At 43.6% G+C, this 24,356-nt stretch carries 20 protein-coding genes; 5 read left to right on the top strand and 15 right to left on the bottom strand.

Annotated elements, in window-relative coordinates; genetic code table 11:
- Positions 1-3: 3 nt before the first annotated feature.
- A complete protein-coding gene (locus tag C7Y69_RS08625) occupies positions 4-609 on the top strand; it encodes a peptidylprolyl isomerase (protein ID WP_409513424.1) in 606 nt (201 codons plus the stop codon).
- Here C7Y69_RS08625 and C7Y69_RS08620 read toward each other — a convergent pair.
- From C7Y69_RS08620 to efp, 5 genes are all read right to left on the bottom strand, one after another.
- Positions 606-1,124, bottom strand: coding sequence for a GNAT family N-acetyltransferase (locus C7Y69_RS08620; protein ID WP_013785480.1), 519 nt, complete (start codon positions 1,122-1,124; stop codon positions 606-608). The genes C7Y69_RS08625 and C7Y69_RS08620 overlap by 4 nt on opposite strands.
- Positions 1,112-1,873: a gamma-glutamylcyclotransferase family protein gene (locus C7Y69_RS08615; RefSeq protein ID WP_126872426.1), complete on the bottom strand. Its 762-nt coding sequence runs from the start codon at positions 1,871-1,873 to the stop codon at positions 1,112-1,114. The genes C7Y69_RS08620 and C7Y69_RS08615 overlap by 13 nt, the downstream gene beginning before the upstream one ends.
- A gap of 18 nt (positions 1,874-1,891) precedes the next feature.
- On the bottom strand, positions 1,892-4,336 hold the full coding sequence (locus tag C7Y69_RS08610) for a TonB-dependent receptor (RefSeq protein WP_126872425.1): 2,445 nt from the start codon (positions 4,334-4,336) through the stop codon (positions 1,892-1,894).
- Positions 4,337-4,587: 251 nt separating this feature from the next.
- The gene (epmA, locus tag C7Y69_RS08605) at positions 4,588-5,556 is read right to left on the bottom strand and encodes an elongation factor P--(R)-beta-lysine ligase (RefSeq protein ID WP_013785483.1); all 969 of its coding nucleotides are present in this window, start codon (positions 5,554-5,556) and stop codon (positions 4,588-4,590) included.
- A gap of 188 nt (positions 5,557-5,744) precedes the next feature.
- Complete coding sequence (gene efp / locus C7Y69_RS08600; RefSeq protein ID WP_013785484.1) at positions 5,745-6,314, bottom strand: elongation factor P; 570 nt, start codon at positions 6,312-6,314, stop codon at positions 5,745-5,747.
- Positions 6,315-6,350: 36 nt separating this feature from the next.
- Between efp and epmB the strand changes: the two genes are divergently transcribed.
- Positions 6,351-7,376: an EF-P beta-lysylation protein EpmB gene (gene epmB, locus C7Y69_RS08595; RefSeq protein WP_126872424.1), complete on the top strand. Its 1,026-nt coding sequence runs from the start codon at positions 6,351-6,353 to the stop codon at positions 7,374-7,376.
- A 2-nt stretch (positions 7,377-7,378) separates the two neighbouring features.
- On the opposite strand, the gene C7Y69_RS08590 is transcribed toward epmB, so the two are convergent.
- Positions 7,379-7,570: a hypothetical protein gene (locus C7Y69_RS08590; RefSeq protein WP_013785486.1), complete on the bottom strand. Its 192-nt coding sequence runs from the start codon at positions 7,568-7,570 to the stop codon at positions 7,379-7,381.
- 164 nt (positions 7,571-7,734) lie between these two features.
- Between C7Y69_RS08590 and C7Y69_RS08585 the strand changes: the two genes are divergently transcribed.
- Positions 7,735-8,049, top strand: a complete 315-nt coding sequence (locus C7Y69_RS08585; protein WP_126872423.1) for a hypothetical protein — start codon at positions 7,735-7,737, stop codon at positions 8,047-8,049.
- Between the two features lie 112 nt (positions 8,050-8,161).
- Here the strand turns inward: C7Y69_RS08585 and C7Y69_RS08580 are convergent, their stop codons facing one another.
- The 9 genes from C7Y69_RS08580 to nudF all read right to left on the bottom strand — a co-directional run bounded on the left by C7Y69_RS08580 (position 8,162) and on the right by nudF (position 21,422).
- Complete coding sequence (locus C7Y69_RS08580; RefSeq protein WP_260563470.1) at positions 8,162-9,511, bottom strand: hypothetical protein; 1,350 nt, start codon at positions 9,509-9,511, stop codon at positions 8,162-8,164.
- A gap of 102 nt (positions 9,512-9,613) precedes the next feature.
- Positions 9,614-10,291, bottom strand: a complete 678-nt coding sequence (locus C7Y69_RS08575; RefSeq protein WP_126872421.1) for an HAD family hydrolase — start codon at positions 10,289-10,291, stop codon at positions 9,614-9,616.
- Between the two features lie 142 nt (positions 10,292-10,433).
- Positions 10,434-11,936 (bottom strand): GAF domain-containing protein, encoded by a 1,503-nt coding sequence (locus C7Y69_RS08570; protein WP_126872420.1) that lies wholly within the window; start codon positions 11,934-11,936, stop codon positions 10,434-10,436.
- A 7-nt stretch (positions 11,937-11,943) separates the two neighbouring features.
- Complete coding sequence (locus C7Y69_RS08565) at positions 11,944-16,446, bottom strand: chemotaxis protein CheB (protein WP_126872419.1); 4,503 nt, start codon at positions 16,444-16,446, stop codon at positions 11,944-11,946.
- 469 nt (positions 16,447-16,915) lie between these two features.
- Positions 16,916-18,811: a DNA topoisomerase IV subunit B gene (gene parE, locus C7Y69_RS08560; RefSeq protein ID WP_013785492.1), complete on the bottom strand. Its 1,896-nt coding sequence runs from the start codon at positions 18,809-18,811 to the stop codon at positions 16,916-16,918.
- Between the two features lie 214 nt (positions 18,812-19,025).
- Positions 19,026-19,610 (bottom strand): YqiA/YcfP family alpha/beta fold hydrolase, encoded by a 585-nt coding sequence (locus C7Y69_RS08555; RefSeq protein ID WP_126872418.1) that lies wholly within the window; start codon positions 19,608-19,610, stop codon positions 19,026-19,028.
- Positions 19,607-20,362, bottom strand: a complete 756-nt coding sequence (locus C7Y69_RS08550) for a metallophosphoesterase (protein ID WP_126872417.1) — start codon at positions 20,360-20,362, stop codon at positions 19,607-19,609. Before C7Y69_RS08550 ends, C7Y69_RS08555 begins: the two co-directional genes overlap by 4 nt.
- On the bottom strand, positions 20,359-20,754 hold the full coding sequence (locus tag C7Y69_RS08545; protein WP_185864155.1) for a DUF1249 domain-containing protein: 396 nt from the start codon (positions 20,752-20,754) through the stop codon (positions 20,359-20,361). Before C7Y69_RS08545 ends, C7Y69_RS08550 begins: the two co-directional genes overlap by 4 nt.
- Positions 20,755-20,795: 41 nt before the next feature.
- Complete coding sequence (gene nudF / locus C7Y69_RS08540) at positions 20,796-21,422, bottom strand: ADP-ribose diphosphatase (protein ID WP_126872415.1); 627 nt, start codon at positions 21,420-21,422, stop codon at positions 20,796-20,798.
- Positions 21,423-21,715: 293 nt separating this feature from the next.
- On the opposite strand from nudF, the gene tolC reads away from it, so the two are divergent.
- Entirely contained in the window at positions 21,716-23,083 is a 1,368-nt protein-coding gene (gene tolC / locus C7Y69_RS08535; RefSeq protein WP_126872414.1) for an outer membrane channel protein TolC, read from the top strand.
- A gap of 267 nt (positions 23,084-23,350) precedes the next feature.
- Positions 23,351-24,187, top strand: coding sequence for an ion transporter (locus C7Y69_RS08530; RefSeq protein ID WP_126872413.1), 837 nt, complete (start codon positions 23,351-23,353; stop codon positions 24,185-24,187).
- Positions 24,188-24,356 lie beyond the last annotated feature (169 nt).

The following is a 24,356-nucleotide window of genomic DNA, read 5'->3' as shown; positions in this document are numbered from 1 at the left end:
ATAATGGCCTTAATTTTCTCAGCTCTCGTTTTTACGTCAGCAGCAATGAGCCCTAACGCATTGGCGGCTAAAAAAGATGATGGCTCACAAATTCAGCCAGATAACTATTACCCTAGAGTTAAAATTGAAACCACCATGGGTGATATTGTGGTTGAATTAGACCGCCGCCGTGCGCCTATTACCGTGAATAACTTTTTACGTTATGTAGACAAGCGCAGTTATGAAAACACTATTTTTCATCGTATTGTGCCAGGGTTTGTGGTGCAAGGCGGCGGCTATACCACCGATTTTGAAGGTAAGTCTAATTACCCTGAAATATTCAATGAGTCGGGAAATGGGCTAACCAATGACTTACACACCATCGCTATGGCCCGACAAGATGATCCGCATACTGCAAATCGTCAGTTTTTCTTTAACGTTAACGACAACGAAACCCTAAACCCAGGTCGAGACTGGGGCTATGCGGTTTTTGGCATGATTGTAGAAGGCGAAGATATTGTGGATGCGATGTCTGAAGTGGAGACCGAGTATTCGCTAATGCTGAACACCAACAATGTACCTATTGAGCCTATTATCATTAAAAAGGTGACTGTGCTTCCACCGTTCTAACGGCTAGCGGAATCACTGTTGCGCCAGAATAGGGTTTGAACCGGTGTGGACCTATCAATAAAGTAAGGGCCGCGTTTTTTAAACCCTAGCTGGCGTAATAGATGTTGAGAACGTTCGTTTTCGGGGTGGGTAGAGGCGGTAATGAAATGCATATCTCCTTCCATTTCCACCCAATCAATAACCGCTTTAGTTGCTTCTAACGCTATCCCCTGTTTACGCGCATCTGGTAGCAGCGCAAAGCCTAAATCAGGGCAACTGAAAACATAGCGATTAATTAGCCCACACACACCATAAGGCGCGGTGGTTTTTTTATTTCGTATTGCCAATAAGCCATATCCCCACTCACTAACCTGCGCGTTCACTCGGTCAATATAGTCAGCGGCATCTTCAACGCTCGCCACACCACGATAACCAATAAACTGCTTCCATAGCGGGTCTTGGTGCATTTCAACTAACCACAGTTTGTCAGCTTGCGTCAGTGGGCTTAATTCCAACCGTTCAGTTAGTAACAACATGAATGACTATGCCTCTGTGTGGATTGTGTTACCTTTTTTAGCAGCGTGTCTATTTGCGTTAAATGTTGCTTAGAAATAGCGGCAGCTCTTGGGTAAACGGGATTTACTCTGTCATTAATTCTAGGGTGGTTCCAACCATAAGTGTGTTCAATAAAAGCGGTAGCTTCACTTATCCCGCCATGCTCTAAGCAGCCCACTAGACAAGTATCAATGTAGGTTTGTGAAACGGGGAAGTCGCTGCTGGGGTGATGACACAGTAAAGTTTCACATAACCAGAGTTGGTGATGGCTTAACGCATCACGAAGCGCAGAAGTGAAAGAAGGTTGATTGCACAAGGAGGAACTTACATGTTCGATTGCACTGGCTGGCACTTCCACAAAGCGGTAGTTTTTTTCTCGCGCGCGCAATGAAGGGTTTACCTCGGCAGGAATAAGCTGGGCATTTAATTGAGATGTTCTATCGGCAACGGCGCCAACATAGGTTTGTTTTTCTTGCAGGCTTCGGGTAACCCATGCGCGTTTAAAACCTGAAACACGCACGGGTAAACCTTGAGTATAAATACCGGAGTGACGCTCTCGGGAATCTCGACTAAGCAAACTGCCATAACCTAGCACAATATGTTTACTTTGCTGGCTAGCTAAGGTAGCTAACCAACTGTCTTTCGCTGAATCTTTTATCGATTCATTTGCCGAGCTTTTTACCGACTCTTTAACCGAGCCGTCTGCTGCTTTTACGTCTACCAAGCGCACCCCGTTTTCGCTGCAATATTAGAACAGCGCACGTACTCCTAGCGTAAGATTACGGCCAGGTAGTGGCGCTTGATCTTTCAAAAATGATGTATGAACGCGAGCCTCTTCGTCGGTTAAATTGTTTCCTTTTGCATAAACAATCCACTCTACGCCTTGGCCACCAAATTCGTACTGAACACTGGCATCTAACAAAGTATAACCATCGGTTTGTGTTTCGTAAGACGCAACGTCATCTTGGTCATCATACCAAGTTACGCCAACATCAGCACTTAGCCCATTGCTCATATAACTGATGTTACCACCAAATCGCATAGGAGGCGTTCGAGGTAGGTTATCATCTTCAATTTCTGCGTTAATGTAATCGCTAAATACCGTTACGCGTACTTGCCCATTTACATCATAGTAGGCTTCGGCTTCCAGACCCCAGATATCCGCATCAGCTTGCTGGAAGTAGTAGATAGGTGTGCCTTCTTCTTCATGGCCTTCCTCTTCTTCTTCCTCGTGATCTTCGTGCTCTTCAGTTATTGCCAATAACCCTGTATTTGTTTGATAAATATAATCATCTGCTTGGTTATAAAACAATGAAACCGTATAGCCCCAATCGCCAGTGAATTTACGGAAAGTAACATCGATATTGGTGCTAACTTCTTTTTCTACGTCTTTTAAGTCTTCTTCAATATGACCGTCTTCATCTAAGTCAAAAACCAAACCTAGCTCGTAGCTTTGTGTGGCCAAATGCTGACCTGCAGAAAACAGCTCTTGTTGGCTAGGCGCACGCTCACTACGTGAAAGTGTAGTGGCAATTGAGCGACCTGCTGCATATTCCCAGTTTAAACCAGCAGATAAAGACGTACTGGTGAAGTCATACTTGTTGAAGCTATATGACGTGACTTGCTCTTCATGTTCTTCGTGATCCTCTTCTTCTTCATGCTCTTCTTCATCAGCATGGGTCACTTCAAGAGATAATTCACTGTCATCGGCATCGTATTCGGTGTATTCAACACGACCACCTAATTCGAAGGTCACATCACCCACGACTTTTTGCTCTACAAGGTAAACCGCATAGTTAGAAGAGGTATTTGCAGGGGTAAAGGCTTCTTCACCCTCGGCTTCATAATCACTGTGTTGGAATTGAACACCTAGCACACCATGCCAGCCATCCACTTCTTCGTGAGACACTGAAGCGCGTATATCGCTAGATTTGTTAGTGAAGATAGTCCCTTGCTCGCCATCTTCAATTTCAACATGTTCGTAATCGGTATAAGCCGCAGCAAACTTAGCATTGGTTAACCCTTTGATAGGTGAATGCCATTCGCCTGCCGCTTGATAACGTGTCATGTCTACGTCAATCAATACGCCTTCTTCTTCGTGCAACTCTTCATCATGATCTTCTTCGTCATGATCTTCTTCATCATGATCTTCATCATCGTGGTCTTCTTCATGTTCGTGACTGTGACCAGGCACGCCATAACGGTTATCAAGTTGCTCTACCGCAAAGCCAAAGTAACCTTCCTCACCAATATAAGACAAGCCAGCCGTTATATCGCTGGTTTCCATCGCAGTGCTTTCTAATACACCGTATGCTTCGTCTTCATCAGGCTCTACTGAGGCATAACCAGGAATATCAGTGTCATCTGTGTTACGAGAGTAACCATCGATATGCCATGCAAAGTTACCGCTGCCACCAGTGACATCACCGCGAGCGTATTTACCGTTATCTACTGTGCTGTAGCTAACTTCAGCCTCGCCTTCAACACCGTCCATTTGATGTTGCACAATACGCTTATCAACAATATTAACCACACCGCCAATGGCGCCGCTTCCATATTGTAATGTTGCAGGACCACGAAGCACTTCTACTTGTGTGGCACTTGCCAGGTTGCTCGTGACGTTGTGGTCAGGGCCAACACGAGATACATCAGAAACATCTAAACCGTTTTGAACAATTTTAACCCGTGGGCCATCGTTACCACGAATAATCGGGCTACTTGAAACTGGGCCAAAGTACGTACTTTGTACCCCAGGTGTATTCTTCAATGTTTCGCCTAATGTAGGCGCTTCAATACGTCTAAGGCGCTCTGCTCCAATCACGGTTACAGGTGTAACAGACTCAAGCACTGAAGATTGTAATGCGGTAGCCGTCACAACAATATTTTCAACTGATGAAGGAGTAAGTGAAAAATCTACGGTTTTGTCACCGACGATTTCACCAAGGTCGTTATCACCATGAATATATTGGCTTGAAAATACGTGAAGATGTACATGAGTTTGCTTAACATCGTTAAAACTGTAAACACCATTTTCATCGGTGGTAACGACTCGGCGCGTACCTTCAATGCTAACCTCGGCACCTTCGACGGGTTGACCTGATACATCGGTAACTTTACCGCTAATAACAGTCGCAAAGGATGGAGACGAGAGTAGACCTGCTATCGTAAGACTTAGCAGTGAACGCATTTTCATAACGGTTTCCCTAACAAATTTTTATTCATTTTGACCAGTTGCATGGCCATTTTTGTGATGTTATAACATCTTGTAGGTTAGGGCGTTTATTGTCAATGGCAACTTGTCTACGATTTAACTTCATTCAGCGACAAGATTATCTAAGTAAGTCACTGTTTAGTGAAAACAACGCTCTGATTTGAGCTGCTACGATTACTATCTTGGGCTGGAAAAAGGTAATAGGAAGCAAGCGTTACGAGCAAAGTAAGAACCTAGGCTCTACTCACGGGAAAGTTAAGCACCTCTTGAATATGCGACGCCCCTATTTTAAGCATTAACAACCGATCTATACCTAACGCTACCCCTGCGCAGTGTGGCAAACCGTTTTCTAGCGCAGACAGAAATCGCGTATCAATGGGCTTTACAGGCTGGCCATTTTTACGACGCTTCTCATTGTCTTGCTCGAAGCGTTGTTTTTGTTCCGAAGCCTCGTTTAATTCATGAAAGCCATTCGCTAACTCTGCCCCTTTAAAATACACTTCAAACCTGTCGGCAGTACGTGAGTCTTGTGCATTGATGCGGGCGAGGGACGCTTGTGAAGCAGGAAAACCAAACACAAAACACGGCCGCTCTTGACCAATAACCGGCTCAATCGCCATTGAAAAAAGCAGTTGTAATTTACTGTCTTTATCAAGCTGTTCAGGGCTTGAAATATCGATATTGCAGTCAGCCATTTTAGCCAGAAGCATTTCATCAGTTGCGGTGAGCGGGTCAATACCCAACCGAAATTTAAACACATCTTGATAACTGATTATCTCGCCAGCATCTGTACCTAGCGTTTCTATTAATAACGCATCAACTTCCTGCATTAGGGCATGGTGGTCGAAGCCCGGTCGATACCATTCCAGCATAGTGAATTCAGGGTTATGCCAGCGCCCTTCCCCTTCATGTCGAAATGCTTTGCAGATTTGATAAATAGCTCCACTTTGACCGCACAATAGGCGTTTCATAGCAAATTCAGGAGACGTTTGTAGATAAAGGTCTACCGGTGCGCCATCCCGCGAATGATTAAACTTTGTAAGGAATGCATCGAGATGTTCATCGGTTACCGTGCCGCTGGATAATAATGGCGTTTCTACTTCCAGCACATCTCGGGTATAGAAAAAGTGTCTTATGCTACGCAGTAAATTGGCTCGTGCAATTCGAGAATCATGTGATGAGGTTGGTTGCCAGTCGTTCATGAACAGAGGTGTCTTTGCTTATTGATAAGAATGATGACAAATACGATAAACAGCTTCGGGGATTATCGATTAGTAAGCTTTATTTGGCGAATCACCCATAGGAAAAAATGTGTAACGGTAAGCGAGTTACCGATGCCAAATACGGCATCGGCTAACTGCAGCTGTTTCTTATTTCTTACTTACTTTTGTTACTTTTGCGCACGAGACGCATACTCACCAGAGCGAGTATCAACTTTAATTACTTCACCGGTTTGCACAAACAAAGGAACACGTACTACTGCGCCCGTTGTTAGTGTAGCTGGCTTACCACCTGTACCCGCTGTATCGCCTTTAAGGCCTGGGTCAGTTTCAGTAATTTCAAGTTCAACGAAGTTGGGTGGTGTTACTGTAATTGGCGTACCGTTCCACAAGGTAATAACGCACACATCGTTTTCTACCAACCACTTAACACTATCGCCTACTGCTTTTTCGTCTGCCGCGATTTGTTCGAATGTTTCGTTGTTCATAAAGTGGTAGAATTCGCCGTCGGTGTACAAGTAAGCAAGCTCAGTGTCTAAAACATCTGCGCCTTCTACTGACTCACCAGAGCGGAAAGTTTTTTCTAAAACTTTACCTGAGATAAGTTTACGAATTTTAACGCGGTTAAATGCCTGACCTTTGCCCGGCTTCACGTATTCGTTTTCTAAAATGTTACAAGGTTCACCATCCAGCATGATTTTCAGGCCGGCTTTGAACTCGTTAGTGCTGTAATTAGCCATAATTCCTCTGTCTAAACATAAGGTACAAAAAATTTCGTGGAACAAATAATACCTAAAAAAGCGATTTCTGTAGAGCATAACTGGCAAAAAGAATTAGCTAATAGCTTTACCAGCCCTGAAAAGCTGTTGTCTTTTTTAGATTTACCCAGCAAAGACTACGAACAAGACAGTAAAGCACGACGCCTTTTTCCTATGCGTGTTCCTCGGCACTTTGCCTCGTTAATGGAAAAAGGAAACCCCAACGACCCGCTTTTTTTGCAAGTGATGCCACTTAAACAAGAGTTTAGTATTGAACCGGGTTACACGAAAGACCCATTAGAAGAACACGATACTGCTGGTAAAGGTTTGCTACATAAGTACGACTCTCGCGTATTATTAATGGTACGTACCGGGTGTGCGGTTAATTGCCGTTATTGTTTTCGCAGACACTTTCCATATGCCGATAACGCGGTGAATAAAGCCCAGTGGCAAGAGGCATTAGATTACATTGCTGGCAACCCAGCCATTAACGAAGTGATTTTCTCGGGCGGCGATCCGCTAATGGCAAAAGATGATCACCTGGCCGCATTAGCAAAAGAAATCGCCGCAATACCGCATATTAAACGACTTCGTATTCATACCCGTTTACCGGTTGTACTACCCGAACGCCTCGATAATGCTTTTTTTGACTGGTTTACTCAGCTGCCTATTCAAAAAATACTCGTATTGCATGTTAATCATTCAAATGAAGTATCACCAGCGCTTAAGAGCCGCTTAGAAAAATTGCGCACTCACGGGGTTACCTTGTTAAACCAATCGGTGTTGCTAAAAGATGTAAATGACTCAGCGGATGCACTGTGTGAATTAAGTGAGCGGTTATTTGATGCAGGGGTTCTGCCCTACTATTTACATGTACTTGATAAAGTAGAAGGGGCAAGTCACTTTTATGTTAGTGACGACATGGCAAGACAGATTATGCAAGAAGCGATAAAGCGCCTACCAGGTTTCCTTGTGCCTAAACTCGTTAGAGAGATAGGCGCTCAGCCTGGCAAAACGCCCATCGACTTACATTTACATCCCTAACCTTAAGCGAAAGTATCTATATTTGCGCCTACAGCTGGATTAGAAGATGTTGATTTTGGTACGTCAGCTGAATTTTCTAATAGCTGAAGCGCCGCTTTTCCTTCTTGCTCTTGTTGACCCTTGGCCAACTTAAGTGAAGCGAGTTCAAGTGACGCACCGGACGTTCCAGAGGCACTAGCACCTTGTAGATCCATACCGTTTTCCTTTGTTGCTTGAAGCAAAGTAAAAAAATAGGCAAAATTGCCCACCTTCGAGGTTATCGGCGCGACATGCTGAAACTTTAATCTAATTTTACACTGCTTTTTTCAGGCGACTTTTGTGAGACGTCTTTTATGGGGCTTCTTTTACAGGAAAAGATATGCAAGGTATTCACCAACAACTACAAGATACTATCCAGGCCCTTTACCGTAAGGCGGTGGATGCAGATCAGGCATTGGATCGTTTGCAAAAAGACAGTCAAGGTAAGTTTGCCGCCATATTTGCAGAAGATAGCCCTTTCACCACACAAGCAAAACGCTTCGGCCCCTATGTAGAGGAAATTGCATTAGATTGGCAAGCGCTTAAAGACATGACAGAAGAAGAAGCGAAGGCAGCGCTACCTTCTTTGATTAAAAAGATTGAATTGGCACTCACTACCGTCTCTCAATTTCAGCAGTCACTGGCAAGTAAATAGTCGCGCTTTTTAACCTACAAATACCATTAACCTATAAAATTCCATGCTACCTTGAATCGTATTTAGGTAGCATGGCTGGTTAGATTTAGGCTCAAAGGGCTAGCGCTCGCTATTAGTGCTCCCCGACATCACCCGCTTCAATTTGATTTATTAAATTCCCCTCAGCATGCGCCTTTTGATACATAGGCACTTGTTTGATAAGGCGTTTAATCTCAGCCACTTCATTCAAATAAGCTTCACTGTCTACACGCCCATATTTTTCGGTAAATGCTTGCTTACTTAAGCCTTCGGGGAAGGCTTTAATCGCTGGAACAATATCGTTATCAGATTGAATTCGTGCCACAGCATTTTGTGTACTTTCGGCATGCTCAGGCATGGTCGCCACTCGGGCAAATTGTGAGCCCGACATATCAGCACCTAAATCAACAAAGCTGTAGCCTGAACCACCTGCTCCTCTGTCCATTAACTCTTTAAATTCACCAATTGCCCACGACATATCCTGCTCGGCAAGTAACTCAAGGGCAGCGGAAATAATAAAATGGCGGGCTAAGTCGTTACGCGCTAATAAAATAGCCGGGGCTCGGGGCTTTAATGCTTTTGTTGGGTCGGGCTGTAAATCGCCCACTAGGCTACCAATACGATAGTGCCCCACATACGCAGCAAGGGCCAATATCACCGCTTTATTATGTAGCGCTGCCTCGTGGGGAGAATGGCTTTGCTCTCTTGCGCGAGCCATGCCTTCTCGTAAGTACTCAATAAGAGGCACTGGTTGCTTTGATAGCGCTAAATCACGCCCTGAGATGTAACGCAAATAATAAGCTGCAAGGGTTTGAAGCTCTGTTTCTTCTTGAACGCCCATATTGTTAGACACCACGGTAAGCTCTTCTAACAAAGAGGCCAGTGGCGCAGTATGTAAGGACACTTCACCGCGGCGCATCGTCACTTTTTCAACACGAGTCAGTGCAATAGTGGCAATTTCGGACTTAGTCCAATAATTTATACCCTTTTCAGCAAACGAGAGCATGAGAGGCCCAGACAAAGACAAGTCTCCCACACTAATATAATCAATTTGCAGGCTATCGCCGGGTAAAATTAACGCTGATACATTGAAATATAAATCAACACTGCTGGGTGAAAAGGTAAAGGTAATCGTACTGCCCACTTCTGTTACGTTCACAACGCCACTAAAATTAGGCACGGCCCGCTGCAATACGCCCACTAAGCTTTCTATTTGGGTTTCGGTTAAATGAATAACGTGGTTAGAACTTCGCTGAGTGAACGCATTTTGTAACTGAGACAGCAAGTCGTTAACGCTATCTGCGCCATCTAATTGGTTTGGTGCACTAGACACCACCAACGGCGAACGCTGAACCACAGCTACGCTTACCCCAATCAATACGACAAAGGTCACCACGAATAAAACAACGAAAACACCAAGAATCCAACGGGCCATTCTCATCATGATTTAATCACTTCCCAAACACCATGCATACATACCACCACGACCTTACCTAAACGCTACGTTGTGAAGAGTAGAAATAGTAGCTAAATCTAGTGTTTATGACTAGCGACCTGTGATCTCTTGTTCTAACCATAATGGTAAGCTTTCGTAACGAGAGGTCGCTTTCGAAAAATCATGGGTGGCCGATTGTGTGGTTGGAATAACCACACAAGGTATTTCTGCCGATACCGCTGATTGCATGCCGGTGTGGGTATCTTCAATGGCGACACACTGCGCTGCTGAAACCCCTAACTTTTCCATGGCCAGCTGGTAGCAATCGGGGGCAGGCTTACTGTGAGTAACATCTTCTACCGCCACCACACATGAAATGTATTGAGCTAGGCCATAATTTGCGAGGGTTTTCTCTACCGACAAAGTACTTCCCCCAGTCACAATTCCTATTGTGTAGCCTTTATCAGCGCATGCTTTTATGGTTTCAGCAGCGTGTGGCATAAGTGGGAAAGCTTGCTGTGAAAGATACGCTTCAATTTTTTCGTGTTTCTTTTTGGCCAATCGCTCAGGGGTTTCGTCTAATGAGAAATGCTCAACGACATCTTTGGCATTTTGCTTAACCGGTATACCCGCCATTGCTTTACAGTAAAATTCATCTGTTAGCTCTGCACCATAACTGGCCACTATTTCTTGCCACAGTGTAAAGTGGACGCGCTCTGAATTAATCAAGGTACCATCATGATCAAACAATAGCGTGGTAGTGTTATTGGAAACGGAAGAACTTGCCATCGGCTCACCTCGAATATGAATAAATGTTAAAACGATTTTCCAACTACTTGCGTGAATGATTGTTAAAACATGCAGTGGTAACTGTACTTGAAAAAAAGAACCTCCAATCAGGAGGTTCTAGATAGACTGTCAGACTAAATACCTAACGTGTTAGCGTTCGGATTAACGATGCCCGCAGTTTTTTGGAAAACAAAATATCTCGCTTAGTCCACGGTAAGCTTTGCTCACCATCAATTTCACTCCACCGCTCAAATGACGCACGTGGTGAGAGCATGCCTTGTTCGTTAACGTCTTTTTCCGGTTTACCAGCCCAATGGGTTATTTGCGCTTCGGGCTGTCTAAAGATATACAATCGCGCTTTAGCTAATTCGTAGTTCATACGAATTAGCATTACGCCTCTGACATTTTCTGGGTCTACTGTCTCTAGCCCTGTGTACTGGCGAATATCTTGAGTATGCAGAATCACATCAGAGGTGTCTGACTGAAAGACTTTATCAATACGCTTTAGCTGTTTTGTATCATAGCCATCATCGTCACTGAAAAACCACTTCCCATTAATAAAAATGGCCGCCCCGCATGCGGTGAAATCTTGCTTTACGTCTTCTAAGAACGCTTGAGTTGCTTGGTCATCTTTCAAGCGAAGCTTATGCGTAATGGCCCCAACCTTCTCATCTAAAGACGTGAGTAATTGCAGGCGCTTTTTCGATTTGTGCGTGGAGTACACCATAGAAAAATACTTAACCAGCATTTCAGCTTGATGGCGCAACTGCGCATCAATGTGCGATTCGATGCTATTGTGACAGGATACTATGCCCCACAGCTTACCGGTTTGAATGATAGGAATAGAAAATGATGTAGCCACCCCCATATTCTGCATGTATTCGCCATGAATTGGCGACACACTTCGTAAGTCTGAGTAAGTTAAGTTTAGCGGTTGTTCTGCTTGATTCAGAAAGTCAGCGGGCGGTGTAGCACTACTAGCAATATATCGTGACGGATTCTCATAATACATTTGACGGGCAATAGCAGGTATGTCCGATGCTGGAAATTTTAATCCAAGATACTTTGGTGCCCCTTCAATCACTTTTTCAGCCACGACTTCGCCACTCCAAAGCTCATTAAAGCGATAAAGCAATATACGTTCGCAGGGCAGAAACTCATCAAGGGCTGCGATAAGTTGCTCCCAAAAATCTTTATCTTCCCAATGCTGTTCGATGGTCGGAAGTATTGAGGATCTTAATTGTAAGTACTGACGCTGAGAAACATTGGCAACACTAGACTCTATCTCAATTAAGATACCTTCGTCGCTACGATGGCTTCTGAAATTCAATACCTTATCGTTTAAGGGCTCGTTAAAGGCATAAGCTCTATCGCCGGCCTTTGACCCTAAATTATACAGTAAACTTAACGGCAACCAGTCGAGTGATTTTACTGGGCAGCCCACCAGTTCAGAGGGCGAAAGTTGAATAAAGTGGGCCAAATTACTACTAGCGGCAGTGACCTGCAAAGATTCACTATCGATAAAGAACGCACCGCCAAATTGCTGAACCTTGCCACTTAAATGCAAAGCCTCTTTTTCACAATTCTCAACCAAGGCGTCCATCTCAGCATTGTGTTTATTAAAGGTAGTCGTATCAGGGTTCATAATATTATTAACTAATTTGTTTATTAAGCTCTGCGCATGTAAGCATAGGCGAAAAAACAAGCCCCTGTACTACATCGCACCCGATATCCCGTAAGTAATCGAGTTGCTGCTGAGTTTCAACTTTATCCGCGATGATTTTAAGGCCTAGTGCTTTTCCTGCATTAATCAAAGCGTGAATAAGTTTGTTTGAATCATTGTTATCGCTAACGTCGGCTAATAATCGGCTGGATAGCTTAATTTCACTCGCTCCGCTTTGTTGAAGCTGAGATATTGCACTCTTGTACAGGCCATAGTCGTCAATACTAATCACACTGCCCATCGAGGCCAATGTCCTCAACCGATGGTAAATTCGCTCTTCACCACTTTCAATATCTTTTTCTGATACTTCGAATTTAAATAGTCCTGCGGTTAGTTCATAACGGTCTAGTACTGCCACAAAGTTTTTAATAAAATCAGATGTAAGCAACTGCGATCCAGATAAATTAATCGCTATGGCGGGCAGTTTACTGCCAAGTTGAATATATTGAGCAATTTCTCGCGCAACCAACTCAACCGCATGAAAGCCTATGGTTTCAATCAGTTTTCCGCGCTCGGCAATATTAATAAATGACTCAGCATTAAGTACTTCACCGTCGCTATTTTTATAACGCAGTAATGCCTCGGCGCCAACTATGGCGTTCGACGTAGACTCAAACTGAGGTTGGTACACCATTGAAAACTGTTTACCATCTAATGCTACTTTAAGCTGTTTTTCGACTTCTAAACGGGCTAATGCCTGCTCTTTCATCTTCGCGGTAAAGTACTGATATTGGTTGCGACCAGTAGATTTCGCTAAATACATGGCTTCATCAGCGTGCTGCAAGAGTACTTCTGAGCTAATCCCATCAGCAGGGTAAACGGCGATACCGATGCTCGCAGAAACCGAAATAGAATGGGTTGATACATCAAACTCATTTTGAACCTGGCTGATAATACGCTTTGCAATATCATCAATTTCGTCAATATGAGAGGCCGATATTAAGGCTACAAATTCATCACCGCCAATTCTCGCCAACAAATCGGTATCGCGAATACATTGTTGCAGACGCTTCGTGACCTGCTTGAGTAGCAAATCCCCTACCTTATGTCCTAAGTTGTCGTTAACCGGCTTAAAGTTATCTAAATCAACAAAGAGTACACCGCATAATTGCTTGCTGCGCTTTGCCCCACTAATCATTAGTTCAAGGCGTTCAAGTAACACGGTTCTATTGGGTAGCCCCGTAAGCTCGTCATGGGTAGCGAGATATTCAATGCGGCGCTGCATATTCTTTATTTCGTCAATATTGCTATAGGCCGCCACGTAATTAACAATATCGCCATTGGCGCCTTTCACCGCATTAACCGTTAGCCACATTTTTACATGACTACCATCTTTAACCTTGTTAATGACCTCACCTTGCCAAAATCCTCGTTCGTTCAACGAGGCTTTCATTGCTAAAAAGAAATCTTTAGAGTGCTCTCCTGATTCCAGCATTTTTGGCGTTTTGCCAGTTAACTCTTGCTGAGAAAACCCCGTTAACTCAGCAAACGTTTCGTTAGTGGTAAGAATGCGCTGGTTGGCATCGGTAACAAGAATAGCTTCACTGGTACGTTCAAATATCTTGCCAGCTAATCGCAATTGTTCATTAGCATGTAGCTCTTTTGAAATATCTGTTGCTTGGGTACAAATTGACTTAATGGTGCCTTCGGCATCAAAAATAGGGAATCGCACACTTTTGATAATAACTTTACCGGCTCGTAATATGAACTCATCAAGCGTTTCTAACGGGGATAAAGTACGCATGGTGTCTAAGTCTTTTTCACGGAACTGACGAGCCGTTTCTCGCTCAAAGATTTGAAGGTCGGTTTTGCCAACCACTTCTTGTGCAGTTACGCCAAAGACTTCCTCAAACCGCGAGTTAACAAACTCATATCGACCCGCATTATCTTTAAGTGCAATTAACGCCAACGAATTATTCATGATAGACAAAAGCTGCTCTTGGCTTTTTTCAATTCGCTCGTGGGCAATAACCAATTCTGAATTATCAATAATAACTAAAATAGCCCCAGTGATGCGGTCTCTACTGTTTAGAATTGGCGTAATAAACACATTGTAAGTTTCTTGGCTCGACGGCTTGATCACTATGCTGGTATTTACCCCGTTGCGCAGGGTTTTGCTTAAGCGCTTTTCAATGTCTTCAAAATAGTCGGGGAAATTAAGCGTGTACATCGGCTTTTTAAGCGAGCCATTATTTAAATGAAAACGGCGATTGGCGGCGTCATTGGTTCGACTTAAGCAGGTATCGGTATCAAATACCAAGATGGGAAAATCTAACGTGTCATAAACGCTCATCAACTCACTGTTTATCGCACCTAAATCAGCAGACTTACGCATGCTTTCTTCGTTAACGCTAATCAGTTCTTCATTGGTAGCCTGAAGCTCTTCGTTGGTAGCTTCCAGTTCTTCGTTATTCGCTTGTAGCTCTTCATTAGCGGCCTGCACTTCTTCATTAAGTGCCTGCATTTCTTCTGCTGAGGCAGCCATTTCTTCGGTAAGCGTTTGTAGTTGCTCACGGGCCGCAATCAACTCAGCAACATCAGCTTCATTGGTTGCCAGCGCCTCTTTAGGCTCGACATCAATGATGGCCTCGTCTTCGTAAAAATTAACTAAGTAGTGCTGAGGGCTTTGGTTTTCTAGCGGCAGTACCCGTAATTTCCACAGTTGACTGTCATCGTCACCTAGTCGCTTAGCGCGGCTTGTCGCTATTTCACCAGTACGACTTGCCTTATTAACGCAAGAAATTAAGTCTGCGGCAAAAGGCACAGCAATCAGTTTCGATAAGTTAAGGTCGGGCACCCCAGATGGAAAAGTAATAAAGCGCTGTAAGTTGCCATGCGAGTGTAAAATGGCAAATCTCTCACTTATTAGTAAACTTGGGCCAAAACTATTCAGCACCGAACGGGTAAAAATATTTTCGTAGCTGTTAGTGATAGCCGTTTTCGTTTTGGTGATATCTACATGGCTTTTTAACATTTTCGGTAGTGCAGGAGGCTTAGATGCCTCGCTCACTTTAAAAATTCTACTGCGCCTATCAAGGGCAACAAACATATCTTCTGTTGAACCAATCGATTCAGACTTACCTAAAAAGAGAATACCTTCTTTGGTTAACGAGTAGCGAAACAGTGATAAAACCCGCTGCTGCAAATCGCTGTTAAAGTAGATAAGTACATTTCTAAATGACACCATATCAAGGTGTAAGAACGGCGGATCCCGCGTGATATCCTGACGCGAAAAAGTAATTACATCACGCAGCAATTTTTGCGAGTAATACGCATTGTCTGCATATCGAAAGTATTTATCGGTTAAATCCGATGAAAGGCTCGCTATGGCTTGAACAGAATAAGCACCTTTACGAGCAACTGAGAGCGCATGTTCGTCGATATCAGTCGCAAAAACCTGTAAGTTGGCATCAATACCCTGCTTCTCAATAGCCTCTAGAAACAAGATGGCTAATGAATATGCCTCTTCCCCTGTAGCACATCCTGCTACCCATAACCGAATAGCGTCGCCACTGTTTTTACGCTCTACAATACTTTCGATGTGTGTACTGATAGCTTTAAATGCTGTGTTGTCTCTGAAAAAATCGGTAACTGAAATCAGTAGTTCTTTCGACAACGCAATGACTTCGTCAGCGTTATTATCTAAATAAGCCAAATAAGTCGGCAAATCTTCAGTTTGTGTGGCAATTAAACGGCGATTCACTCTGCGCAATAAGGTCGATTGTTTATAAAAACTGAAGTCTATCTTTGTAGCCGTTCTTATCTTTCCGTAGAGCTCACTCATTAATTCACTTCGAGTGTCTTCCTGCACAGCTAAGAAATTGCGTGCTATGTTTTGTGAAATATGTGCTATTTCTGGCCCCATTTCTTGGGGCTCAAGAATTGAATCCACAGCCACATTTTCAAGAGCCGCTTTGGGCATGCCATCATATTTTGCTGATGCAGGATCTTGTACAAAGGCAAATCCACCGACGCTTTTAATAGCCTTCAGCCCTCTGGCACCATCGCTGCCAGTACCCGATAAGATAACGCCAATTGCGTGATCGCCAATTTCATCAGCTAATGATTCAAACAAGAGGTTAACGGAGGGCTTAGGAGATAGTTCATCCGGTGATTTATCGAGGTGTAAATACCCCTCTTTGTATTTAAGGTGGTAACCCGGTGGCCCCACATAAATGGTGTTTGCTTTAATTTTGCAATGCGGCGTAGCCTCAACCACAGGGTATTCAGTTTCTCGCGCCAATATTTCCGTCATTTGGCTTTTATGAGTAGGAGATAAATGCTGAGCAATAATAAAAGACGCATTGATGGCTTTTGGTAATTCGCTTACCAGATTGATTAATGCTTCTATTCCGCCCGCTGAAGAGCCTACGCCAACAATAAAAGGAGCTATCTCAGGTTTAGTCGCCCGCGATGACGGTAAAGATTCCATACTACATTTAGCTCCGTTTGAGTTAACTGAATGCTAATGCGAACATTCAGTATTTGCGGCATCTTCACCGCATCTAATACGCTTACTATACCAGTAACTAGCACTCCAGAAATATACCAAAGTCTAATATTATTACGTTAAATAAAACGTGTTATGCGCCTAAAAGGTTCAAACACCTCAAAGTTTATGTTGAAAACTAACGAAAACATCAGGGTAACTCGCTAGTATTAGTTAAATAATTTCTCGGTATTATTTGGTAACTATTTCATCACCCTAAATATAGTTTCGATATCGAGGCGCTAAACAGGAAGATATTAGTGAAGTGGAGCAGCAAAGAAGCTTGAAAGTAATGGGTAAATGCATATCTATTGATAGGCGAATTGCTTGAGGAATTAATACGTGAACGACGAAAGGGATTGGACAGAGTGAAGCCATATCGATACCGATATGGCTAACAGGCAAGCAAAGGTTAAACGCCGACTTCCGCCATATTTCCTTTGCTTTCAAGCCAGATTTTTCTGTCGCCAGAACGTTTTTTGGCTAACAGCATGTCCATCAACTCTAGCATTTCTGCCGAGTCTTCTATCGTGAGTTGAACTAACCTACGGGTATTGGGATCCATAGTAGTTTCACGAAGCTGTAACGGGTTCATTTCACCTAGCCCTTTAAAGCGCTGAACGTTTACTTTACCGCGTTTTTTCTCTGCTTCTATACGATCCAATATGCCTTTTTTCTCGCCTTCATCCAGCGCATAGAAAACTTCTTTGCCCACATCGATACGAAATAAAGGTGGCATGGCCACATAAACATGGCCTTGGTCGACTAGCGTTCTAAAGTGCTTCACAAACAATGCACACAGCAAGGTAGCAATATGCAGTCCGTCGGAGTCGGCATCCGCTAATATACAAATTTTACCGTACCGTAAACCTGATAAATCGGTAGAATCTGGGTCGATACCTAACGCTACTGATATATCGTGAATTTCTTGTGATGCTAATACCTGTGAAGAGTCTACTTCCCAGCTATTAAGGATTTTACCGCGAAGGGGCATGATAGCTTGGAATTCTCGGTCTCTAGCTTGTTTGGCAGAACCACCTGCTGAATCACCTTCCACTAGAAAAAGCTCAGAGTAGGAAATGTCTTGAGACGAACAATCGGTTAATTTACCTGGCAGTGCTGGCCCTTGGGTGACCTTTTTACGCGCCACTTTTTTGTTTTGACGTAATCGGCGCTGTGCATTGTTGATACACATATCTGCCAAGGCTTCGGCCACTTCGGTATGTTGGTTTAACCACAAGCTAAACGCGTCTTTTACCACGCCAGAGACAAAAGCAGATGCTTGGCGTGACGACAAGCGCTCTTTGGTTTGCCCTGCAAATTGTGGGTCTTGCATTTTGGTAGACAAAATATAAGCACATCGGTCCCAGATATCATCCGGTGACAGCTTCACCCCACGAGGCATTAAGTTTCTAAATTCACAAAACTCGCGCATAGACTCTAACAAGCCTTGGCGCATACCATTTACATGGGTACCGCCTTGGGCAGTAGGGATAAGGTTAACGTAACTTTCGGTGGTTAACTCACCGCCTTCAGGCAGCCACATTACCGCCCAATCAGCGCCTTCGGTGTTACCTTTAAAGCTACCTACAAAAGGGACATCAGTAGGAAGTGTTTCGTATTCTTGTACCGCTTGATACAAGTAATCTTGCAAACCATCTTCGTAGTACCATTCTTGTGAATCTTTGGCGATTTTATTGTCAAAACGAATACGTAAACCTGGGCTTAGTACGGCCTTTGCACGAAGATTATGAATAAGACGGCTGGCTGAGAATTTTGCTGAATCGAAGTATTGCGGATCGGGCCAAAAATGTACCCGGGTACCAGTGTTACGTTTGCCGCACGTATCTATTACCGCAAGTTCTTCAATTTTATCGCCATTGGCAAAGGCAATTTGATACACGTTACTGTCACGACGAATAGTGACTTCTACCCGTGTGGAGAGGGCGTTCACCACTGAAATGCCCACACCGTGTAACCCCCCAGAAAACGCATAGTTTTTGTTGGAGAATTTTCCCCCAGCATGTAGCTTACTTAAAATAAGTTCTACACCAGAGATTTTCTCTTCTGGGTGGATATCCACCGGCATACCACGGCCATCATCAATGACTTCAAGAGATTGGTCTTCATGCAAGATAACTTTAATGTTGGATGCATGACCTGCTAGGGCTTCATCCACACTGTTATCGATAACCTCTTGGCCCAAATGGTTGGGTCGTGTGGTATCGGTATACATGCCTGGGCGGCGCTTAACCGGGTCGAGACCGTTTAAGACTTCAATTGCATCAGAGTTATATTGATTTGACATAGTTATGGTTATTATTTAAGCCAGCAACAAGGGTTAACGTACGCAGAAGACAACTGCAACGCAAGATAAATTGATGTTACCAAGGCTAGCCTACCCTCGCAATGAAAAGGCGAAAGTCAGCAAGCTTGGTGGGTACGATATGAAGCTAATACGGCTAAAATTAATACTACAAGTAGTAACGCAACAACGAGAAACAAGATTTCGTTAACGGCTTCTAATCGTTAAGTAGAAAGTCGGCGATAGCAGGCAAGTGATTTTCAAAGCCAATAAAGCTGTGATCGCCGCCTTCTTCAACGACTAGCGTGCTCGATGCGTATTTGGTTTCTGCTAAACGATAATCTAAGGTTTCATCCTCAGTTTGCAATAACACTTTATACGCAGGTGCATGCCGTAATTCTTTAGCGTCTAACTTTTCTATTACATTAATATCGCTTTCAACGATGTGGAACACTTCACCCGTGTAAGGGTTGGTATGTTCACCAATAAAACCTTGCAGTAATTCATAAGGTTTTACCGCAGGGTTTATCAATACGGCTTTGCCCGAGAATTTTTCAATTAAAAACGTAGATAAATAACCGCCCATAGAACTGCCAATAACACGCAGCCCATCTTTAATTAACGCGGGGGTACTCTCTATCAATGCCAACAACTGACTTTCTACTTGGCTCGGGTAATTCGAAAGCGCGGGAATATGCAAGGTTACATCGGGATGATGCTGCTCGAAATACGCTTTGGTGGCCTGCGCTTTTACAGACTTTGGTGAGCTTAAAAAGCCATGAAGATATAACACGTGTTTCATATTATTTTTATTCTCTTTATATCGCTGGTTAACGTTCCATCGTCGTGTAACCTAATGAGTTGATAACCGGGCTGTTCGTTGCTTAACGCAAATTCAGATGCCATTTCCCACTGCCAACAGCTCGCAGGGCAGCCCATCACTGGTACAGGATTATCTGTACCTAACGTGTAACGAAGGGGGGAGTGAACATGGCCATGAATGATCGCCGCTAATGCAATGCCCTCTTCTACCCAGTGTAAAAACGCATCGGCGTTAGACAAGTCGTGTTTATCCATCCAACTTTCTGATGGCGAGGCATGGTGATGCATAGCCAGTAAATGATGGCGATGAGAATTTTCAGTTACCTGTTTGCCTATAGCCTTGAGCTCTTGAGTATCTACTTGGCCTCTCGCCCCGTCAAAACGTGTGTCTAGGCCGTGAATTTGCCAATCGCCTAATTCAACAGGCTTACCAGCAACAAGATGGTAAGCAGATAACGTATCAAAGTGAGGGTTATTATCATGATTGCCCGCAATCACATAAACCGGTGTTGTGACGTGGTTTTCCATCAAGGTAGTAAAATGCTGATAGCTTGCTAAGGAATCATCGCCGCTAATATCACCGGTAACAATAACCGCGCTAATATTTTCGCAGAGCTTGAAAGCATCAATCAAAATTTGTTTTAAGCTGAGTTGAGGGTTAATTGCGCCGTAGCCTTGGCGAGTGGTATCACCAAATAAATGGCAGTCGCTAATATGCAGCAGGGTACTCACGCTAGCGAAGTTACCTTAGGACGCAATTTGCGGCAAAAATCTAACCACTCAGCAAGAAAGATATTCACCATTTGCTTTTCATTGCGTTGGCGCATTTTCAAATTAGGGTATTCGTAGGAAGGTTGAAGTGCGCCCGTATTTTGGCTATTTATGACTTCGGCCATTCTGGCATCATGGTACAAACGCACCGTCATTGAAGGTGTTAAATAGCTGGGCATATCGTCGGACGTTTGTTTAAGGCTTAACGTACTGGTATATCGAGCAGACTCAATAATCTTAATTTCGTACGTAAGCGCGTCGCCCACGGTAAATACGTAGTTAAGTTCCTCTGTATCACAATCGGGCAGAATACGAAGAATGTGCGCGTAGTTTAACTCGCACATTGCCTGCATTGTGGGTAGATGAGGGACGTATTTTCTGTGGGTACGTTGTGTCACGATATCTTCCATTGCTCCATTAGCGTGGATTTGTTCATAAAGAACCATTGTAGCGCAATTACTGCGGCAGCGTTGTCTATATGTCCGTTTTCCAGCCATTCAAGGGCAGTTTGCTCAGCCACTCTATGTACTTTGATATCTTCCGACTCAGTCTCTAATCCGTGAATGCCATGTGCTTTTTCTGCATCGGTTTTTGCAATAAAAATATGAATACGCTCGGTCGTTCCCCCGGGGCTAGATAAATAACTCATTGCTTTGGTGATATTTTCAAGCTCAATACCGGCCTCTTCCATCGACTCTCTATGGCATACATCTACGTCTGTTTCACCTTCATCAATCATGCCCGCTATTATTTCTATCAGCCAAGGGGTTGAAGATGTCGCTAATGCCCCTATTCTAAACTGCTCAATAAGAACAAATTCATTCAAAATAGGATCGTAGGGCAATACGCCTACAGCATGACCGCGTTCAAATAGCTCTCGTTTCACCGTACCGCTTTGGGTGCCGTCGAAGCATTTGTGCGTAAACAGATATTCTTGCATGGTGAAAAAACCACGATAAACCGATTTTACACTCTTAATTTCAACGTCGTTTGAGGTAAATGAAAGGATTTTCTTGCTCATTTGCAGACACTTTTGGTTCGAAACGATTTATCATGCATAGTACATAGACATACCACTTTTGTATACGCGCCCTAATCGCGGACGGAAGCATAAAAAGTTAATACCGAATTTTCTGAGATAAATGTGATTACTTGCCAATGAACTAGGTTGGATCACATATTCTGTTACAGTTAAAGCAACACTGTTACGACTGTACTGTTTCGGTTTACGAATAAAATTTATACACTTCACATATTATTTATAATTATTAGCAGTCACTTAGACTCATCTAGACATAACAGGAAGACGTAAGCATGAATCGAAAACTTCTGTCGCTCGCAATCGGTTTCTCAGTAACAACCGGTGCGCTTGCCGATGATCTGACGCAAGTGTATCAACAAGCACTTGCCAATGACCCTTTGGTAAACCAAGCGAAAGCGCAGCGTGATGCTGCATTTGAAGGGATCAGCATTAGTCGTGCAAACCTTCTCCCTCAAATTTCTGGATCTATGTCGTACACCACCTCTACCACAGAGAGTGCGCAAACCGTCGGTACAAATGCCGAAAACCTTCAAGTTCTTACCTATGAAATCGACGCAGACTCTATTGATTACGGTATTTCGTTGTCTATGTCGTTGTACGACCACGCAAACTGGGTTGGCTTAGATCGTGCCGAAAAAGTAGCAGAACAAAGTGATGCGCAATTAGCCGCTAGCATGCAAGACCTAATTGTACGAACAGTGACTGCTTATTTCGATGTATTGCGTGCACGTGATAGCGTTGAATTTGTTAATGCAGAAAAACGTGCCATTGAACGCCAGTTAGAACAAACCCGTCAGCGCTTTGAAGTTGGCCTAACTGCTATTACCGATGTTCACGAAGCTCAAGCTAACTACGACAGCACAGTGGCCCAAGAGATTCAGGCTGAAAACCAGCTAGAATTTGCCCTTGAAGCACTACGGGTTATCACCGGTAAATACCACGACCGTTTGTTTGGCTTAGATAAAGAAACCTTCTCTGCCACTATGCCCGTGCCTGCAAAAGTCGATAACTGGTTAGAAACAGCGCAAGATAAAAACTTAGCATTGTTGGTTGACCGTTTAGCGATGGACATTGCCAAAGAAGATATTGCGGCAGCCCGCTCAGGCCACTTACCGACCCTTGATTTATCGGCAAGCCTTGGTCGCTCTAAAAATGACGTAGATTCTCAGTTAATTCAGTACGAGACGCCTTACCTTGATAGCCAGTCAATTGGCCTGTCAGTGTCAGTACCGATTTACTCTGGCCACCGTGTAAGCTCGCAAACTGACCAAGCGAAATACCTTTACGTTTCTGCCAGCCAAGCGGCTGAACAAACGTATCGTGAAACGGTTCAGTCTATTCGCAGCTCGTTTAATAACGTAAAAGCGTCAATATCTACCATTCGCGCCCTTGAACAGTCTGTGGTTTCTGCAAACAGTGCGTTAAAAGCAACTGAAGCGGGTTTTGATGTAGGTACGCGTACTATTGTGGATGTACTTGATAGCACCCGTAATTTGTTTGATGCACGCAACAATTTATCTGGCGCCCGCTACGACTTTATCCAATCGGTTGTTACCTTAAAGCAAGCTGCAGGTACCTTAACCGGTGAAGATGTGGCTATTATCAACCGTGGTTTAAAGCCAATGGAAGACGCTGAATAGTCATCTACACACAAACTGAAAAATAATCTGGCGATACAACCAGCGTTATTAAAGAAGGCGGCATTAGCCGCCTTCTTTGTCAATAATGTAATATCTAAAGATAATGTCAGGCACGTTAAGCCGGCAATATGCGGTAATACAATTTTACTTGCAACAAGCACAATGCATCGTCCATGATGTTGCCCCTTTTTTATTATCCCTAAATAAGCCTATTTATCTTAAGTGATTGGCAGCGCTTATTTGTTTGTAATGTGAGCAAAGAAAAACATGCAAGCTTCTGAGTTACAAAGTCGATTTGAACGTATTCGCGCTAATAAATGGTTTGAAGCCTTTGTGGTTAGCGTTATTGTCATTTCAGCGTTATTAGTTGGCGCCAAAACCTACGAACTGCCTGCTGGGTTTGGCAGTGTTACCCTACTACTAGACTGGTTTATCAGCGCATTTTTCTTAACTGAAATTACTATTCGCTTTTTAGGTGAACGCCGAAAGCGAAACTTTTTTAAAAGTTTCTGGAATGTCTTCGATACCGTCATTGTTATTATCAGCCTTATACCCGCCGATGATACTGAACTTGCGTTGATAGCACGATTAGTTAGGGTATTTAGGGTGCTGCGGATGATCTCTATCATTCCTGAACTTCGCATACTCTTAGTGTCGCTGGTAAAAGCTTTGCCTCAACTGGGCTACGTAATGTTGCTCATGTTTATCATTTTCTACATATACGCCGCGGTCGGCAGCACCTTGTTTGGTGATATCAACCCTACGCTTTGGGGCGACATTACTATCTCATTGCTTACCCTATTTAGGGTGATGACATTTGAAGATTGGACCGATGTTATGTACGAAACCATGGGGGTTTATCCGCTAAGCTGGGTGTACTACTTAACCTTTATCTTCTTTACTGCGTTCGCCTTTTTGAACATGGTGATTGGTATTGTGGTAAACGTGATGGAGCGTGAGAACGAAAAAGCCAGGGAAGAAAAGGAAGCACTGCTAAGAGCAGAATTAGAAGCTGAAGGCCATAGTGAACCTACATTACAAGACGTAATGGCAGAGCTCACGGCGATTAAGGCCAAACTCGAAGAACCAAACTCAAAAAAATAACCAACAGTAATAACTAACAGCCAATAAAAAAGCGCCAAGGGAAGATATCACCTAAGGCGTGTTGATCTTTCGTGATTGGTTTTTGAGCAGCATGGTAAAGAGTTATAATTTGCTTCGCCAAAAGTAAAAGAACAACTCACTACCATGCCGAGACTAATGCTAACTGATA

The organism is Alteromonas sp. KS69 (genome assembly GCF_003989595.1).
GTDB lineage: Bacteria > Pseudomonadota > Gammaproteobacteria > Enterobacterales > Alteromonadaceae > Alteromonas > Alteromonas naphthalenivorans.
The sequence above is the reverse complement of the archived record's forward strand: the minus strand, read 5'-3'. Positions and strand labels throughout refer to the sequence as shown.